This is a genomic window from Pseudomonas parafulva NBRC 16636 = DSM 17004, assembly GCF_000730645.1.
In the GTDB taxonomy this organism is placed as follows: domain Bacteria; phylum Pseudomonadota; class Gammaproteobacteria; order Pseudomonadales; family Pseudomonadaceae; genus Aquipseudomonas; species Aquipseudomonas parafulva.
On the sequence record NZ_BBIU01000002.1, the window covers coordinates 158,245 to 174,008 of the forward strand.

At 60.5% G+C, this 15,764-nt stretch carries 16 protein-coding genes; 7 read left to right on the forward strand and 9 right to left on the reverse strand.

The genetic code is table 11. The features are described from left to right. Positions 1–7: 7 nt before the first annotated feature. A complete protein-coding gene (locus PPA02S_RS00935) occupies positions 8–892 on the reverse strand; it encodes a transporter (protein ID WP_245614622.1) in 885 nt (294 codons plus the stop codon). A 110-nt stretch (positions 893–1,002) separates the two neighbouring features. Then, a complete protein-coding gene (locus PPA02S_RS00940) occupies positions 1,003–1,962 on the reverse strand; it encodes a helix-turn-helix domain-containing protein (protein WP_028634153.1) in 960 nt (319 codons plus the stop codon). A gap of 304 nt (positions 1,963–2,266) precedes the next feature. Here PPA02S_RS00940 and PPA02S_RS00945 point away from each other — a divergent pair, with 304 nt between their 5' ends. The 3 genes from PPA02S_RS00945 to feaR all read left to right on the forward strand — a co-directional run bounded on the left by PPA02S_RS00945 (position 2,267) and on the right by feaR (position 5,394). Then, positions 2,267–3,763, forward strand: coding sequence for an APC family permease (locus tag PPA02S_RS00945; RefSeq protein ID WP_028634152.1), 1,497 nt, complete (start codon positions 2,267–2,269; stop codon positions 3,761–3,763). Positions 3,764–3,812: 49 nt separating this feature from the next. Next, a complete protein-coding gene (locus PPA02S_RS00950; protein WP_345940163.1) occupies positions 3,813–4,328 on the forward strand; it encodes a DUF3156 family protein in 516 nt (171 codons plus the stop codon). 112 nt (positions 4,329–4,440) lie between these two features. Then, entirely contained in the window at positions 4,441–5,394 is a 954-nt protein-coding gene (gene feaR / locus PPA02S_RS00955; protein ID WP_028634150.1) for a transcriptional regulator FeaR, read from the forward strand. 64 nt (positions 5,395–5,458) lie between these two features. On the opposite strand, the gene PPA02S_RS00960 is transcribed toward feaR, so the two are convergent. Together PPA02S_RS00960 and PPA02S_RS00965 are read right to left on the reverse strand one after the other, a co-directional pair. Next, a complete protein-coding gene (locus tag PPA02S_RS00960) occupies positions 5,459–5,824 on the reverse strand; it encodes a cupin domain-containing protein (protein WP_028634149.1) in 366 nt (121 codons plus the stop codon). Between the two features lie 29 nt (positions 5,825–5,853). Next, positions 5,854–7,152, reverse strand: coding sequence for an NAD(P)/FAD-dependent oxidoreductase (locus PPA02S_RS00965; RefSeq protein ID WP_028634148.1), 1,299 nt, complete (start codon positions 7,150–7,152; stop codon positions 5,854–5,856). A 319-nt stretch (positions 7,153–7,471) separates the two neighbouring features. Between PPA02S_RS00965 and tyrS the strand changes: the two genes are divergently transcribed. Beyond that, entirely contained in the window at positions 7,472–8,701 is a 1,230-nt protein-coding gene (tyrS, locus tag PPA02S_RS00970; protein WP_028634147.1) for a tyrosine--tRNA ligase, read from the forward strand. Positions 8,702–8,774: 73 nt separating this feature from the next. Beyond that, positions 8,775–9,197: a homoprotocatechuate degradation operon regulator HpaR gene (hpaR, locus tag PPA02S_RS00975; RefSeq protein ID WP_028634146.1), complete on the forward strand. Its 423-nt coding sequence runs from the start codon at positions 8,775–8,777 to the stop codon at positions 9,195–9,197. A 22-nt stretch (positions 9,198–9,219) separates the two neighbouring features. On the opposite strand, the gene PPA02S_RS00980 is transcribed toward hpaR, so the two are convergent. Next, positions 9,220–9,813, reverse strand: a complete 594-nt coding sequence (locus PPA02S_RS00980; RefSeq protein ID WP_028634145.1) for a TetR/AcrR family transcriptional regulator — start codon at positions 9,811–9,813, stop codon at positions 9,220–9,222. A 253-nt stretch (positions 9,814–10,066) separates the two neighbouring features. Between PPA02S_RS00980 and PPA02S_RS00985 the strand changes: the two genes are divergently transcribed. Together PPA02S_RS00985 and PPA02S_RS00990 are read left to right on the forward strand one after the other, a co-directional pair. Continuing rightward, positions 10,067–11,236 carry a p-hydroxyphenylacetate 3-hydroxylase oxygenase component gene (locus tag PPA02S_RS00985; protein ID WP_028634144.1) on the forward strand — a complete coding sequence of 390 codons (1,170 nt, stop codon included), beginning with the start codon at positions 10,067–10,069 and terminating at the stop codon, positions 11,234–11,236. 78 nt (positions 11,237–11,314) lie between these two features. Further along, complete coding sequence (locus PPA02S_RS00990) at positions 11,315–12,256, forward strand: p-hydroxyphenylacetate 3-hydroxylase reductase component (protein WP_028634143.1); 942 nt, start codon at positions 11,315–11,317, stop codon at positions 12,254–12,256. Positions 12,257–12,320: 64 nt separating this feature from the next. Here the strand turns inward: PPA02S_RS00990 and hpaI are convergent, their stop codons facing one another. From hpaI to PPA02S_RS01010, 4 genes are read right to left on the reverse strand one after another with little or no spacing between them, the layout of a single operon-like run. After that, the gene (hpaI, locus tag PPA02S_RS00995) at positions 12,321–13,124 is read right to left on the reverse strand and encodes a 4-hydroxy-2-oxoheptanedioate aldolase (RefSeq protein WP_028634142.1); all 804 of its coding nucleotides are present in this window, start codon (positions 13,122–13,124) and stop codon (positions 12,321–12,323) included. 9 nt (positions 13,125–13,133) lie between these two features. Beyond that, complete coding sequence (gene hpaH, locus PPA02S_RS01000) at positions 13,134–13,937, reverse strand: 2-oxo-hept-4-ene-1,7-dioate hydratase (protein WP_028634141.1); 804 nt, start codon at positions 13,935–13,937, stop codon at positions 13,134–13,136. A gap of 17 nt (positions 13,938–13,954) precedes the next feature. Further along, entirely contained in the window at positions 13,955–15,262 is a 1,308-nt protein-coding gene (locus tag PPA02S_RS01005; protein WP_028634140.1) for an MFS transporter, read from the reverse strand. A 43-nt stretch (positions 15,263–15,305) separates the two neighbouring features. Beyond that, a complete protein-coding gene (locus tag PPA02S_RS01010; protein ID WP_028634139.1) occupies positions 15,306–15,716 on the reverse strand; it encodes a 5-carboxymethyl-2-hydroxymuconate Delta-isomerase in 411 nt (136 codons plus the stop codon). Between the last annotated feature and the right edge of the window lie 48 nt (positions 15,717–15,764).

The following is a 15,764-nucleotide window of genomic DNA, read 5'->3' on the forward strand; positions in this document are numbered from 1 at the left end:
GAAAGGGTCAGAACACATGGACAAGGCGCAACAGCGTCTGGCTGCCGTGATAGCTGTTATCGCTGTCCACATCCTGGGTGAAAGCGACCAGCGCCTGATTTTGCCGATCGAGCCAATGCCCGACCTCAAACCCCACCTGGGTCACGCGCTTGTGGGTGTTGTCGATGCGTTGGCCGTTGATACGCAATTCACCACCGTCGGCGTGGATCAGTCGCAGTGCGCCGTAGGTCTTCTGGCTGAAGTCGTACGAGGCGAATGCCTGTAGGCGAAAGAGAGGGGCTTGTTCGAGATCGCTGCCGAAGTAGTTATCGTTCTTGCCATAGACTTGGGCCTCAAGGTTTGCCTCCAGCACCCATCTGTCACCCACGCCCTGGGTATGATTGAGGATGAAATGTCCCGCCCAGCGATTCGCCCCGGGCGATACGTCAGGGTTGTGGCTGTGGTATTCGCCCACAGGCAAAGTGATGAGGCTGAGGAGGCCGGTGTATGTCCGGGTGGCCGGCTCATTCACGAGAAACAGCGTGCCACCGATCTGCGGATCGCCAATCCCGCTTTCCCGACTATTGCGCGAGGCGCCTGGCAAACGAGCGTCGATGTCTACCAGCGGTACGATGAACTGTGGCGTGCACAAGGTTCCACACACATCGGTGAAGAGCAGTTGCCGCCAGGCGAAGGCGTTGACCTGGAGGTTTGCTTTGCCCGTGCTATCTGCCGCCCCGTGATACTCGCTGTTGCGTGTCATTGGCATGTAGAACACGCCTAGCGTGGTGCCAACCGGGGCGCTGAAGAAATCCCTGGCGTTAAGGTCAGCAGCCTTGCACGCGCCGGTCGTCAGACCAGCTATCAGCGTGAGCTGGATTGCGCCGGCCAGCCAATTCATATGCTTCTTCATTACGCATTCTCTTATGGTTATTGGATCGAACTTCCTGGCAGATTTCAGGCATGAGCGTGCCTGGGCCGCTCAAGACGAGCGGCAAAATGGGGGCGGAAGATGAGCGATTGTCAGCCAGGGTCTTTGCGCAACAGCTGCGCGATACGGGCCTTGTCCTTGACGCCGAGCTTGCTGTAAATGGAGCGGATGTGGTGGCGCACGGTGTTGGGGGCCAGTCCCAGGTCACGGGCGACCTCCTTGTAGGTCTTGCCTTCACCGAAGCTTTGGGCGACCTCGTGCTCGCGAGGGCTGAGGGTTTCCAGTGGGCTCTGATGGCGCCCTGCGATCAGGAAAAGGTCACCGGCATGTGAGACGCTTAGGTGTATTCGGTCGATGATGAATTCACCGGTCTCAATGGCAATGGGCAGAGTAGGTCCGCTCCACTGTGGCCAACCTTGCAGCAGTAGCGCGATGAAGGCAGGTTCGGCGCAATGCAGCGTACCGTTGCGGTCACACACGGCCAGGGCAAGGTTCTGAGGGTTGCTCAGGGTTTCGCGGATCGAAATCAGCGTTCGGATGCGGTTGGACGCAGCGGCTGCGGACAAGTGGGGCATGAGGGTTTCTAGGAGCAGAACGTCCTGCGGGCTGAAGGATGCGGAGTCCGGGCTGCGATACAACGTCAGGTGCTCGGAAAGCCGAGTTATCGGGTCGCTTACGATGATGCACATCAGTTGGCCGATATGGTGCTTGGCTCCAAGCCACGTCAGACCAGTTGTGGTGCTCATGTCGATGACAACAGCGTGGCCAGGGCGGCTGTGCACGCTGTCGATCGTGACGTCGTCGTGGCTGATCGATTGCCAGTCCAGCAGATACTGCGCTGGAAGCTTGAAAAGCTGCGTACTGCGTTCCACCGGCACCCCGTTGATCAATGCGGCCAGTCCCCACCACGCCTTGTCGAATGCAATGAGTTCACTGAGACGTTCAATCATGCGGTTGTGGAAGTGTTCGATGCTCTGGCTTTGGGCTAAGCGCTGGATGTCGAGCACGGTGTTACTGAAAGCACTCAGTGTTTGGGCGAGACGATCGCTCATACGGGAAGTCTCCGGGCGATTTTTTATTATTGCTGGCAGGCACTTCGAACGTCGTTGATGTCGAGTGGCTTGGTTACCAGTATTTGACCAGCCAGCCGCGGGTGCCATCCTACAGATGCGGGATAAGCGCTTCCCCGGCGAACTGGCTGTCTGGCAGCCTGTAACAAGGGTCTCGGCAGGCAAAGGCAAGACTACGGAGCACGCAGGGCGCACAGTGCAGGTACATGGAGGTAGGTCGGGCCTGCATGTGCAATGGTCCGCTTACCCTCTACCAGCCAACACTGAAGCCAGGGTCTTGATCAAGATGTCAACCAACAATAAGCTCACTGAGCACCTCAACAAAGGCACGGTCGGTTTCCCTACCGCACTCGCCAGCACCGTCGGGCTGATCATGGCCAGTCCCGTAATCCTGACTGCGACGATGGGCTTCGGTATCGGTGGCAGTGCGTTTGCCATCGCCATGGTCATCGCTGCATTGATGATGTTGGCCCAGTCGACCACCTTCGCCGAGGCGGCCTCGATCCTGCCGACCACTGGCTCGGTCTACGACTACATCAACTGCGGTATGGGTCGCTTCTTCGCCATTACCGGTACGCTTTCAGCCTACTTGATCGTGCATGTGTTCGCCGGCACTGCCGAGACAATCCTGTCTGGGGTGATGGCGTTGGTGAATTTTGAACACCTCAACACGCTCGTTGAGTCTGCGGGCGGTTCTTGGCTGTTGGGCGTCTGTTTCGTGCTGTCGTTCGCGGTACTGAACGCGTTCGGCGTCAGCGCGTTCAGTCGCGCGGAGGTGATTCTCACCTTCGGCATGTGGACGACGCTGATGGTGTTCGGTGTGTTGGGGCTCATCGCCGCACCTGCGGTGGAGCTGGAGGGCCCGTTTGGCGTCTCTCTGGTGGGCTCTGATGTGATGACCATCCTTTCACTGATCGGCATGGCCATGTTCATGTTTGTCGGTTGCGAGTTCGTGACGCCGCTTGCCCCCGAGCTGCGTCGCTCGGCCTGGGTATTGCCACGCGCCATGGCGCTGGGGCTGTTTGGTGTGGCCAGTTGCATGTTCATCTACGGCGCGGCGATGAAGCGCCAGGTGGAAAACGTCGTACTCGATGCCGCCACCGGCGTACACCTGCTGGATACGCCCATGGCCATTCCACGCTTTGCCGAACAGGTGATGGGTGACATCGGCCCAGTTTGGCTGGGTATCGGATTCTTGTTCGCCGGTGCGGCAACCATCAACACGCTGATGGCCGGGGTGCCGCGCATTCTTTACGGGATGGCCGTAGACGGGGCGTTGCCTAAGGTATTCACCTACCTGCATCCGCGCTTCAAGACACCACTGCTGTGCATTCTGGTGGTTGCACTGATCCCGTGCCTGCATGCCTGGTACTTGGGTGGCAACCCAGACAACATCCTGCACCTCGTGCTGGCTGCCGTTTGCGCTTGGAGCACGGCCTATTTGCTGGTGACACTGTCGGTGGTGATCCTGCGTATCCGTCGCCCAGACCTGCCGCGCGCCTATCGTTCGCCGTTGTTCCCGTTGCCGCAAATCGTTTCCAGCGTCGGTATCATCATCGGTATGCTGTTTATCACGCCGCCTGGAATGAATCCGGCGGATGTTTACGTGCCGTTTGCCATCATGCTTGGCGGCACGGCAGCCTACGCGCTGTTCTGGTCTGTGTGTGTGCAGAAGGTCAACCCGTTCAAGCCTGCCCGGGTTGAGGATGTGCTGGAAAAAGAATTCGCCGCCGAACCTGGCCACGCTGCGGAGCGTACGCAACATGATCAGACATTTGCGTGAAAGGCTGCTGGCGCCTCGGGCGCCTGCCGGTTATCGGCCCGGTGTCACCTTGGGGCATCTGCTGCGTAATCTCGGCCCGCTGGAGATACAGCGGGCGCAAGCGGGTGTCGCACAGCTGTGTTTCCCGCCCCAGGGTTGGCAGGCCGAGGTGCGTGAGTGCGTCGAAGCGCACCTGCTGATGCACGTCGTGACATGCGAGTTTCGGTTGAGCGTGCCTGCCCTGCAACAGGGCGATGTGCGGTTGGAGCTGCGCCACACCGGGGCGTTTCGGCGCACCGGCGTCACCTGCGTGTTCCGGGGCGGTGACCAGGCCCTCTTTGCCCAAGTACGCGATCATTTAGGCCGAGATGCGACGCTGTTGGCGCAGCTGATGCCGCTGGATTTCAAGCGGTTGACGCTGCAATGCCGCGATGGCCAATGGCAGCTTGCTCTGGAGCATATGGGTGCTAGCGAGGTGGTCAACCGGATGCCGGCGTTTCGTCGCTATATTCAAGTAAGTCCGCAGCAGCGTTCGCATTTACTCGCCTGCCTGTCTGGCCTCAGGGAGTTTCTGCAGCGGATCTGAAGCGACCTGGCATACCCTTTGCTCAGTGTACTCAACCAAATGTGATAGTTGTGCGGCCATTGTTAACATGTTATCAATGGCTGCATAACAACAAATTCGCGCCGAGGCCACTATGCAGACTCAACAACCCGACCATCAGGGACTTGATCGCTGGACCGCTGCCATGCAGGGGATTTGCGGCCGTTTCGAAACGGAATTGGCTTGCAATCATTCGCTCTTCATTGGCGATGTCTCAGCTCATACGCGCGCAGGCTTGCCAGTCGCCTCTTTGCGTACGAACGCCGGCGTCATTCGGCGGCTGGGTGATAATCCCGCGCTGGATGATGACCAGCATTGTTTTCTGGTCCTGCAGCGTTCGGGGCGCTCTACGGTCGAGCAGGGCGGTTTGACCATCTACCTGGCCCCTGGTGATCTCATGCTCATGGACTCGGTGGGGCGCTGCGAAATCAAGCCGGCGGGTCTGATCGAGCATGTTTCATTGGCGCTTTCCCGCGATCAGGTGCGCAAACAGGTTCCTGGCAGAGGAACTCTGGTAGGAAAGATTTCATCCAGCAACGCGTGTGGACGCATGCTTCATGTGTTGATGGATCAGATGTGCAAGGATGAGAACACAGGCGAAGACGGTGCTCAGGGCGCTGCGTTGGAAGCAGCATTCACCGCGCTTTTGGAGCCGGGCTTTGAGTTTGGAGAAGGCAACCTTGGCAGCATAGATGCGCTTAACGGCGGCAATCTGCGCAGTTATGTGCAGAAGGTGATTGACAAGTCGTTGTCACAACCCGGGTTGACGCCTGCTGCGTTGGCTGGCGGGCTTAACATTTCAGTGCGCCACCTCTATCGCTTGTTCGAAGAGGACGGTGACAGCGTGTGCCGCTACATTCAACGAGCCCGGCTCAAGCGGAGCGCCGAGGATCTCGCCAATCCGTTCTTCAGGTGCGAGTCGATTACCTCAATCGCTTATAAGTGGGGCTTCACGGACTCCGCCCATTTCAGCCGCTCGTTCAAAAAGCAGTATGACCAATCTCCAAAGGACTACCGGGCCACGGCTATGGACTCCTGCTTGCGCTAACCCACCGCAGTAAAAACGCCGCCAGCGCGTGTAGCGCTGGCGGCGTTTTTAATACCTGCTTGCGTCAAGCCACGGCGAAGTAGTGCTTGACGAACGACTCGCTCAAAATCTCCCACAGCACCGGCGTGCCCTTGGTTACGAACCAGGCGTCACCGGCTTTGTAGCGAGTGACCTGGCCTGTGGACTCGTCAGTCAGCTGGATTTCGCCTGTGACGATTACCGCCTGCTCGTTGAACGGGTAAACCATGCGGAATTTGCCGCGGGTGGTGCCAAAGTAAGCGCTGCTGACGGCGTCGGTCGGCGCTCCGTGGGTCATTTTGCCAAAGGCTTTGACTTCGCCTTCGAGGATTTCCGAGCCCAGATCGGCAACGGTGCCCCAGGCATCGAGTTCGGACAGTTGTATGCCTTGCTTGGCGGCAGTGAGGGTCATGGCAGTTCTCCAGTGGGTGAAAGATACGGTTAGCGGCGGCCGTTGAAATAGCCCGAAAGCTGGTGCACGGTCTTGCCGGCGGTGAGCAGCAGCGGGCGGAAATGGTCCTTGCCGAGGATCCGTGCGTGTTTGACCGAACTGATCAGGTCGTAGCGCGATGAGCCTTCGTGCATGCCCTCGGCGAGAATCTTGCAAATGATGTGGCTGGGCGTGACGCCAAAGCCCGAATATCCCTGAACGTAAAATGCGTTGGGGCGATTGCTGAGTGTGCCGATCTGCGGGAACAGGTTGGCGCTTGTGGCCATTGGGCCGCCCCAGGCGAGGTCGATCCGCACATCCTTGAGGTAGGGGAAAATCTTCAGCATCAAGGCACGGTTCCAGGTCTTGAGGTCCAGCGGGATGTGCTCGATGAACGGCGTGGCGGCTCCGAACAGCAGGCGGTTTTCGCGGGTGACGCGGTAGTAATCGATCACCGGGCGGATATCGCTGTAAGCGCCGCGGATCGGGCTGATACGCTGTATCAGTTCTTCCGGCAGTGGCTCAGTCATCATCTGGAAGGCGTAGGTGTTGATGGTGCGTGCGTGCAGCTCCGGTTCCATTTTGTTGAGGAAGCTGTCGCAGGCCCACAGCAGCTTGCTGGCTCGTACCGAGCCGCGGCCGGTGCGCACCTTGATACGCTCGCCGTAGGTCACCTCCAGCGCCGGGCTGTGTTCAAAGATGCGCGCGCCGTGGCCTATCAGGGCCTGGGCTTCGCCCAACAGCAGATTGAGCGAGTGCACGTGGCCGCCGCCCATGTGCAGCAGGGCGCTGCTGTAAGCGTCGCTGCCGATGATCTGCTTGACCTCAGAACCACCCAGAAAGCGGATCTCGTCATGGGTGTTGATCGACTTGAAGTCTTTTTCCCATGCTCGCAGGGTCTTTTCCTGGCGTTTATTGAAGCCCATGTAGCCATAGCCGTGGCAGAAGTCGGCATCAATGTTGTAGCGGGCTATGCGCTCTTTGATGATGCCGGCGCCCAGTTCGCTGATCTCGAAAATCTGCTTCAGCCCCTGGTCGCCGACGCTGCTTCTGATCTTTTCCAGATCATGTCCAATGCCGGCCATGATCTGCCCGCCATTGCGCCCGGTACCGCCAAAACCCAGGTAGCGGGCTTCGAGTACCACCACATTGGTGACGCCTTTTTCTGCCAGTTCCAGTGCTGTGTTGATACCCGAGAAGCCGCCACCGATGACCACGACATCGGCGTCGATGTCGCTTTCCAGGGTGGGGAAGCCAAGGTTGTATTTTTTGGTCGCGGTGTAGTAGGTCGGGGTCTCGATGTTGATCATGACGCAGCCTGCTGAATTGGAATTGTGATGGGGCCTTTGCCGAGGCAGTGCACGTGGTGCCATTGAGCACCTAACGATCGGTAGGCGTCTTGCCTGAGCCTGCCAAGGCGTTTGCTCTGCGTGCCAGGGCGCAGTGTAGGTGGAGGCTTGACGTACGTCGTAGACTCCTTGATCATGGATGTCATGAATATGTTAATAAATCTACCACGTTACCGCCGTTACGCCACCTCAAGCTGAGGCGGTCGTGACTGCGTGCACGTCATCCGCCCGGGGCGGCTGGACGTGTGTCTCGCTCCTCGGGCTTTACCCAGGAGTTATCATGAGCGACCTGCATTCCGACCTGATCGGCCACCTGCAAGCCAGGGGCTTCATTCACCAGAGCACTGACCTCGAAGGACTACGCTCTCATCTGCGCGATGGACCGCGCACGTTCTATCTGGGCTTTGATGCCACAGCCGACAGCCTGCATGTCGGGCACCTGCAGGGTTTGATGCTAATGCGCTGGCTGCAGAAGGCTGGGCACCGTCCGATCCTGCTGATCGGTGGCGCGACCACGCGGATCGGTGACCCAAGCTTCCGGGACGAGAGCCGCCCGGTACTCGATGAGGCGCAGATTCAGGCCAATATCGCTGGCATCACGCGGACCTTCGGGCGCTACCTGCGTTTGGGTGAGGGGGAGGGCTTGGTGGTCGACAACGCGCAGTGGCTCGATGGTATCGGCTATCTGCAGTTCCTCGACCAGGTTGGGCGTTACTTCTCGATCAACCGCCTGTTGACGTTCGACTCGGTGCGCCAACGCCTGGACCGGGAACACTCGCTGTCATTTCTGGAGTTCGGTTATACCCTGCTGCAGGCCCATGACTTTACCGAGCTGGCGCGTCAGCACGACTGCACGCTGCAATTGGGCGGTGCTGACCAGTGGGCCAACATCATCAATGGCGTCGAGCTGGCCCGGCGCCGTGATCAGCGTCAGTTGTTCGGTCTGACCATGCCGTTATTGACCAATAGCGATGGCAAGAAGATGGGCAAGTCGCTCAACGGCGCAGTCTGGCTTGACGAGCGTCGCCTGCCGAGCTTCGACTTCTGGCAGTTCTGGCGCAATTGCGACGATCGGGACCTTCCGCGCTTTCTGGCCCTGTTTACAGAACTTTCGCTGGAGCGGATCGCCGAACTCACGCGCGAGGGTGGTGCGGCCTTGAACCAGGCCAAGGCGCTGCTGGCCGATGAGGTGACAGCCCTGGCGCACGGCGCTGAGGCAGCCAAGGCTGCGCGAGAGGCCGCCAGTGGCGTGTACGGGGACGGCAGCGGCGCTGGGTTGACCACTATTACCGTAGCCCGCAGCACGCTGCAGGTCTTGAGCCTGGCCGAGGTACTGGTGCAGGCCGGTCTGCAACCATCGCGTGGTGCGGCAAGGCGACTGGCGGAGGGAGGGGGCTTGCGCCTGGATGGTGAGGTGGTGCTATCAGTGGACGCCGATTTACCGCCTGGCCAGCATCAATGGCGCCTGAGCTTGGGCAAGAAGCGCCATTACCACTTGCTTATCGAGTAATTGGTTAATGTATTAATGAGCGTGTGCTGGCATACTCGCCTGCACGCTTTTTATCGACGAGCCCCCCGTACGAATGACCACGCCACGCCCCTCCCTTACGCTCACGCTGCTGCAGGCTCGCGAAGCCACCATGGCGTTCTTCCGCCCGGCGCTGAACGCCCACGAGTTGACCGAACAGCAATGGCGGGTCATTCGTATCCTGCGCCAGCAGGGTGAGTTGGAAAGCCATCAGTTGGCTGAGCTTGCCTGTATTCTCAAACCGAGCATGAGCGGCGTGCTCAAGCGCCTTGAGCGCGACGGTATTGTCGCGCGGCGCAAGTCTTCTGAAGACCAACGCAGGGTATTCATCAACCTCACGGTCAAGGGGCAGCAGGTGTTTTTGGCCATGAGCGAGGAAATGGGCCGCAACTACGACAAGATCCTGAGTCAGTTCGGCGAGGAAAAGCTTCAGCAACTGACCCGGCTGCTCGAAGAGATGAAGAAGATCAAGCCGTAGGTCCGCGTGGCTGCCCCTCGCCTCAGCGGTTCAGCGACAATGAGTCGTCAAGGATTTTCAACAGCGATGCCGCACGTCGTGCATAGACGGCGGGGTCGGCATACATCAGTTCCACATGCAGGCTGTCGATGATGCCCAGGTAGGCATCGGCATAGACCTCCAGGCGTGTGCTTGCCAGGTCGGCCCAGCTATAGCGCGCATGCAGCGCTTGGCAAAAACCTTCGCGCACGCCGTCCAGATATCGCTCGAACCCTGAGGTGACGGCCTCCTTGATATCGATCGGAGGCAGAAACGCGGTGCGCAGGATGAAACGCAGGTTCTGCGACTGTTGGTAGCGCTCGGCAAGGTGAAGCACCAGCCAGTGCCCAGGCGCTACTGCGCCCGCCGCCTCCTCTCGAAAAGTGCTCTCGACGAATTGGGTCTCCACTTCCAGTGCACGCTGAAACGCTTCCAGGAACAATGCATCCTTGTTCGCGAAGTGCGCGTAGAGCGAGGCTTTACGCATGCCAGCCAGTTGAGCGATCTCATTCAACGAGGAGGCGTCGTAACCGAATGCTGCGAAGTGGCCGACGGCGGCGTCGCAGATACGTGCCGCAGAGGGGGAAAGCGCTTTCAACCAGGTCACTCCATCAATGGCGCGGGTAGGCCACGCGCGCTTCGAGAAGGATTGTGGTGGCGACTGGGGCAGGGGTCAATCGCTTCGAGGTGAACCCAGGGCCGATACCATGGAAAGTACAATTTTCCCCTCGTAACGTGCATTTCTCGACACCTGCCTCAGCCACATACTGAACGCGTCATTGAGACTATTCGGCTGCCCGCTGCCGCGCAGGGGGTTGCACGCTGGTTATCCAATAATAAAGAGACCGTTCATGAAAAAGCCAAATCCTTTGCTGGAAGACCTCAAAGCCATCCTGCCGGCCATTGCTGCCAACGCATTCAAGGCTGAGCAAGACCGCAGTGTGCCAGCAGAGAACATCGCCTCGCTCAAAAGTATCGGCATGCATCGCGCTTTCCTGCCCAAGCAGTACGGTGGCCTGGAAATTTCCTTGCCGCAGTTCGCCCAGTGCATCGCGTTGCTGGCCGGCGCGTGTGCCAGCACCGCTTGGGCTATGAGCCTGCTGTGCACCCACAGCCACCAGATGGCGATGTTCCCGGCCAAGTTGCAGCAGGACGTATGGGGTACTGACCCGGACGCCACGGCCAGCAGCAGCATCGCGCCGTTCGGCCGTACCGAAGAGGTGGAAGGCGGTGTGACCTTCAGTGGTGAAATGGGCTGGAGCTCCGGCTGCGACCACGCCGAGTGGGCGATCCTCGGCTTCCGTCGGCCCAATGACGAAGGCACCCAGGATTACTGCTTCGCGGTTCTGCCGCGCAGCGACTATGAAATCCGTGACGACTGGTATGCAGTGGGCATGCGCGGCAGCGGCAGCAAGACGCTGATCGTACGCGGCGCTTTCGTGCCCGAGCACCGCATCCAGAAGGCCAAGGATATGATGGAAGGCAAGTCCGCCGGCTTCGGTATGTACCCGGACAGCAAGATTTTCTTCGCTCCGTATCGCCCTTATTTCGCCAGCGGCTTCTCTACCGTCAGCCTGGGCATTGCCGAGCGCATGCTGGAAGTGTTCCGCGAGAAAACCCGCAACCGCGTGCGTGCCTACACCGGTGCGGCGGTCGGTGCCGCCACGCCTGCCCTGATGCGCCTGGCTGAGTCCACCCACCAGGTGGCTGCCGCACGGGCGTTGCTGGAAAAGAGCTGGGACGAGATTGCGCAATACAGCGAACGTCATGAATACCCATCGCGCGCTACCTTGGCGTTCTGGCGCACCAACCAAGGCTACGCGGTGAAAATGTGCATCCAGGCGGTCGATCGCCTGATGGAAGCAGCCGGCGGCGGCGCTTGGTTCGATACCAGTGAACTGCAGCGACTGTTCCGTGATTCGCACATGACCGGTGCCCATGCTTACACCGACTATGACGTCTGCGCACAGATCCTTGGCCGTGAACTGATGGGCCTGGAGCCTGACCCGGCGATGGTTTGACCGCCGCCCGGCTGATCCCCCGCAACAACCACAACAACAAACAGGGGCAGGCCCGTTCGGCCTGCCCGGGAGTCTTGCATGTCCAATTCAACCTCTGTGACCGATTTCGATACCCGTGCCTTCCGCCGTGCCTTGGGTAATTTCGCGACTGGCGTGACTGTGGTCACCGCAGCCGGGCCGAGTGGCCGCAAGGTCGGTGTCACCGCCAACAGCTTCAACTCGGTGTCACTGGACCCCGCATTGATCCTCTGGAGTATCGATAAACGCTCCACCAGCCATGAGGTTTTCGAGGAAGCTTCGCACTTTGCAGTGAACATCCTCGCGGCCGATCAGATCGACCTGTCGAACAACTTCGCACGTCCCAAGGACGATCGTTTCGCCGGCATCGAGTACGAGGAAGGGATCGGTGGTGCGCCGCTGTTCGCCGACTGTGCGGCGCGTTTCCAGTGTGAGAAGTTCCAGCAACTGGACGGCGGCGATCACTGGATCCTGGTCGGCAAGGTCGTAGCCTTCGATGACTTTGGCCGCTCTCCGCTGCTTTACCATCAAGGTGCTTACTCGATGGTGCTGCCGCACACCCGCATGACCCGACGGGCGGAAGGGCAGGCGCCGAGCAGTCACTTCCAGGGCCGTCTGCAGCACAACCTGTACTACCTGATGACTCAGGCCCTGCGTGCCTACCAGGCCGACTATCAGCCGCGTCAATTGTGCACTGGCCTGCGCACTAGCGAAGCCCGTATGTTGATGGTGCTGGAAAACGATGCTGGGCTCAGCTTGAACGACCTGCAGCGCGAAGTGGCGATGCCTGCGCGTGAGATTGAGGAGGCCGTAGCCAACCTCAAGCGCAAGAGTTTGATCGCTGACGACGACGGTCGTGTGCGGCTGTCTGCAAAAGGGGTGGATGAGACCGAAGCGCTGTGGGGCATTGCTCAGGAGCAGCAGGACAAGGTGTTCGGGCAGTTCAGTGCTGAGCAGTTGGAGACCTTCAAGACCGTGCTCAAAGCCATTATTCAGATGTGACAATGGTCTTGAACAAAAACGGCGCCCATCGGGCGCCGTTTTTGTTTCTAGCGATAGCGAAGGTTCAGTACACACCGCCTGCGACACTATTGAACGCAGGCGTATCCTTGAACTTGCCCGCCAGGTCCCGCAGCCCGCGCATGAGCACGGTGGTATCGACGCCGACTGCGACAAAGGCCGCACCCAGTCCGATGTAACGACGTGCCAGCTTCTCATCGGCACTGAGAATCCCCGCCGCCTTGCCGGCCTTGCCGATTCGCACAATGGCATCTTCGATCGCTGCCTGCACTTCAGGGTGCCCCGGATTGCCACGGTGGCCCATGGCAGCGCTGAGGTCGGCAGGGCCGATGAACACGCCATCGACGCCGTCCACCGCGACGATGTCGTCCAGGTTGGCCAGGCCTTCCTTGTTCTCGATTTGTACCAGCAGGCACATCTGCGCGTCCGCGTGGTCCAGGTAGCCGGCGATGCTGTTCCAGCGCGACGCTCGCGCCAGTGCACTGCCCACGCCACGTACGCCGGTCGGCGGGTAATGCACGGCCTTGACCAGTTGTCGCGCCTGCTCGGCACTTTCGACCATCGGTACCAGGAGGGTTTGAACACCGATATCCAGCACTTGCTTGATCAGTGCGGTATCGCCGATCACCGGGCGTATTACGGCCTGGCTAGGGTAGGGGGCCACTGCCTGTAACTGCGCGAGCATGCCGCGCAGGTCGTTGGGCGCATGTTCCCCATCGATGAGCAGCCAGTCGAAGCCAGCATTGGCGGCCAGTTCGGCGCAGTAGGCATCGGCCAGGCCGAGCCACAGGCCGATCTGGGCTTGGCCGCTGCGCAGGCGTTGTTTGAAATGGTTGATAGGCATGTCCATGGTCAGTCCTCAGACGAAGCGGCAGGCGATCGAGCCGAGCATGTCGTAGTCGACGTGGAAGGTGTCCCCAGGGCGAGCGGCGACCGGACGAGTGAAGGAGCCGCCGAGGATGATCTGGCCAGGCTGCAGGGTGACGTCGTACGGCGCCAGCTTGTTGGCCAGCCAGGCGACACCTTTGGCGGGGTGATTGAGCACAGCGGCACTCACACCGGACTCCTCGATCACACCATTGCGATACAGCACCGCCGGCACCTTGCGCAGGTCAATGTCGGTAGGGCGCACGGCCCGCCCGCCCATGACCACGCCAGCATTGGCGGCGTTGTCGGAAATGGTGTCGAACACCTTGCGGGTTACCTGGGTCTGCGGGTCGACCTGCTGGATACGGGCGTCGATGATCTCCAGTGCCGGAATCACCCACTCAGTGGCTTCCAGTACATCGAACACGGTGACGTTGGGGCCCTTGAGCGGCTTGCCCAGGATGAACGCCAGCTCCACCTCGACTCGCGGCACGATGAAACGATCGAAGGGGATGTCGCTTCCTTCGTCGAACAGCATGTCGTCGAGCAAGGCACCGTAGTCGGGTTCCGTGATGTTCGACGATACCTGCATGGCGCGCGAGGTCAGGCCAATCTTGTGGCCGACCAGCTTGCGGCCAGCGGCGATCTTCTTGGCTACCCAGGCGCGCTGGATGGCATAGGCGTCTTCGATGGTAATCGCTGGCTGCTCAAGGGATAACTGGCGGACCTGCTCACGAGAGCGCTCGGCCTGGTCGAGGCGTTCGGCGGCCTGCTGGATGAAAGCGTTATCAAGCATGATGACAATCTCTGTGTTCAAGGGTTGACGATGGCGGCCCGGGTGCGTAGCACCAGCAGGCCTCCGAGGGTAATGAAGCAGGCGAGCGCGTAGAGCGCGAGACTTGCGCTTTGCGTGGTGTCGCGTACCCACCCGATGAAATAGGGCGCCGCGAACGAGGCGATGCTGCCCAGTGAACTGATCAGGGCAATACCGGCAGCTTGGGTGCGGGCATTGAGGAACGCTGGCGGTAATTGCCAGAACATCGGCAAGGCCGCGCTGGCTCCCATGCCCGCCAACACCAGCCCGCCCAGTACTGGCCACGGTTGCTGAGGGGCCAAACCGGTGATGGCGATGCCGGCTGCGGCCATCAGCAGTGGCACGCACAGGTGCCAGCGGCGCTCGCGCTGGCGGTCGCTGGAGCGGCCGCACGCGAGCATGAATACGCAGCCAGCCAGGTAGGGGAGAGCGCTGAGCAGGCCGACGCTCGCGTCGCTGCCGATGCCAGCACCATGAATCAGGCTGGGCATCCAGAAGGCCAATGTGTTGACCGCCAGCATCACTGCGCAGTACACAGCCACCAGCAGCCAGATCGCAGAGCTGGAGAGGATGCCGCCCAAGGATGTCACGGTTTTGCGCTGCTCTTCGCTGCCGAACTGGGCACGCAATGCAGCCTTCTGCCGGTCGTCGAGCCAGTGCACCCGCTCGAAGTGTTCAGGCAGTGCAGCGAGTACCACCAGGCCCAGCAGGATCACGGGCGCGCCCTCCAGTAAAAACATCCACTGCCAGCCACGCAGGCCAGCTGCCTCGTGCATGAATGCCAGGATCGCCCCTGACAACGGCCCGCCAACCACCCCGGCCAGTGGCACGGCGATCGCGAACAACGCGGTGACCTGAGCCCGGCGCCCGGCGGGGTACCAGCGATTGAGGTAGACCAGAATGCCCGGAAAGAACCCTGCCTCGGCGGCCCCCAGCGCGAAGCGCAGCAGGTAGAACGCGCTGCTGCTCTCGATCAGCAGCATGCTGGCCGACAGCGCGCCCCATACCACCATCAATGTGGCGATCCAGCGGCGTGGGCCGAAGCGTTCAAGCATCAGGTTGCTAGGCACCCCGAACAAGGCATAGGCAATGAAAAACAGCCCGGCGCCCAGCCCGTAGACCGTGTCGGACAGCTGCAGGTCCTGGCTCATCTGCATCTTGGCAAAGCCGATGTTGATGCGGTCGAGGTGGGCGAACAGGTAGCAGATCAGTAGTAACGGCATCAGCCGCCAGGTGACCGCGCGGTGGGTCGCGTCGGCCAGTTCGGCCTGAGTGTGGGCCGGCGAGGCATGTTCGAGTGTGCTCATGTTTTTGTACTTGTTGTGTGATGAGGCAGCGGGCGACCTGGACTCAGGCCGGGCGGTTGAACAGGGGGTGCAAGGTGCTGTGCTTGGCGTCGTAGACCTGCTGGGTGCTTTCATCGATCTGCAGGGTGATGCCGATCGGGCGTTGGCGCAGCAGTTCATCCAGACGTTGCTTCAACACCTGCAGCAAGTTGTCGCCGACCGCTTTATGTACAGCGGGGCTTCGGCCACTGCCCATGCGCAGGTTGGCGTACAAGAAGCCGTAGTCGCCGTTGCCGTCTGCCACTGCGCAATGGGCGGCAGGGTAGGCGAGTACGCGGGTGCCACCGGTTGGGAAGACCGCCTTGCCGGATGCGTCGTGCTGTTCGAGCATGCAGTCGGCCAGGGCACGGCACAGGCCGGGAATGTCGGCATCGGCTTCCAGGTCAGGGGTATAGAGCAGAACCAGGTGTGGCATGAGGCGCCTCCTTGTGGCGAGGGCACCAGGCCGCCAAGCGGTGGCCTG

Excerpts from the sequence above, each read along its gene's own strand:
- tyrS (WP_028634147.1), top strand. The coding sequence starts at position 7,472 with ATGAGCGACCTGCATTCCGACCTGATCGGCCACCTGCAAGCCAGGGGC.
- PPA02S_RS00935 (WP_245614622.1), bottom strand. The coding sequence starts at position 892 with ATGAAGAAGCATATGAATTGGCTGGCCGGCGCAATCCAGCTCACGCTG.
- hpaH (WP_028634141.1), bottom strand. The coding sequence starts at position 13,937 with ATGCTTGATAACGCTTTCATCCAGCAGGCCGCCGAACGCCTCGACCAG.
- PPA02S_RS00940 (WP_028634153.1), bottom strand. The coding sequence starts at position 1,962 with ATGAGCGATCGTCTCGCCCAAACACTGAGTGCTTTCAGTAACACCGTG.
- PPA02S_RS00965 (WP_028634148.1), bottom strand. The coding sequence starts at position 7,152 with ATGATCAACATCGAGACCCCGACCTACTACACCGCGACCAAAAAATAC.
- feaR (WP_028634150.1), top strand. The coding sequence starts at position 4,441 with ATGCAGACTCAACAACCCGACCATCAGGGACTTGATCGCTGGACCGCT.
- PPA02S_RS01005 (WP_028634140.1), bottom strand. The coding sequence starts at position 15,262 with ATGAGCACACTCGAACATGCCTCGCCGGCCCACACTCAGGCCGAACTG.
- PPA02S_RS01010 (WP_028634139.1), bottom strand. The coding sequence starts at position 15,716 with ATGCCACACCTGGTTCTGCTCTATACCCCTGACCTGGAAGCCGATGCC.
- hpaR (WP_028634146.1), top strand. The coding sequence starts at position 8,775 with ATGACCACGCCACGCCCCTCCCTTACGCTCACGCTGCTGCAGGCTCGC.
- PPA02S_RS00945 (WP_028634152.1), top strand. The coding sequence starts at position 2,267 with ATGTCAACCAACAATAAGCTCACTGAGCACCTCAACAAAGGCACGGTC.
- PPA02S_RS00985 (WP_028634144.1), top strand. The coding sequence starts at position 10,067 with ATGAAAAAGCCAAATCCTTTGCTGGAAGACCTCAAAGCCATCCTGCCG.
- PPA02S_RS00990 (WP_028634143.1), top strand. The coding sequence starts at position 11,315 with ATGTCCAATTCAACCTCTGTGACCGATTTCGATACCCGTGCCTTCCGC.
- hpaI (WP_028634142.1), bottom strand. The coding sequence starts at position 13,124 with ATGGACATGCCTATCAACCATTTCAAACAACGCCTGCGCAGCGGCCAA.
- PPA02S_RS00960 (WP_028634149.1), bottom strand. The coding sequence starts at position 5,824 with ATGACCCTCACTGCCGCCAAGCAAGGCATACAACTGTCCGAACTCGAT.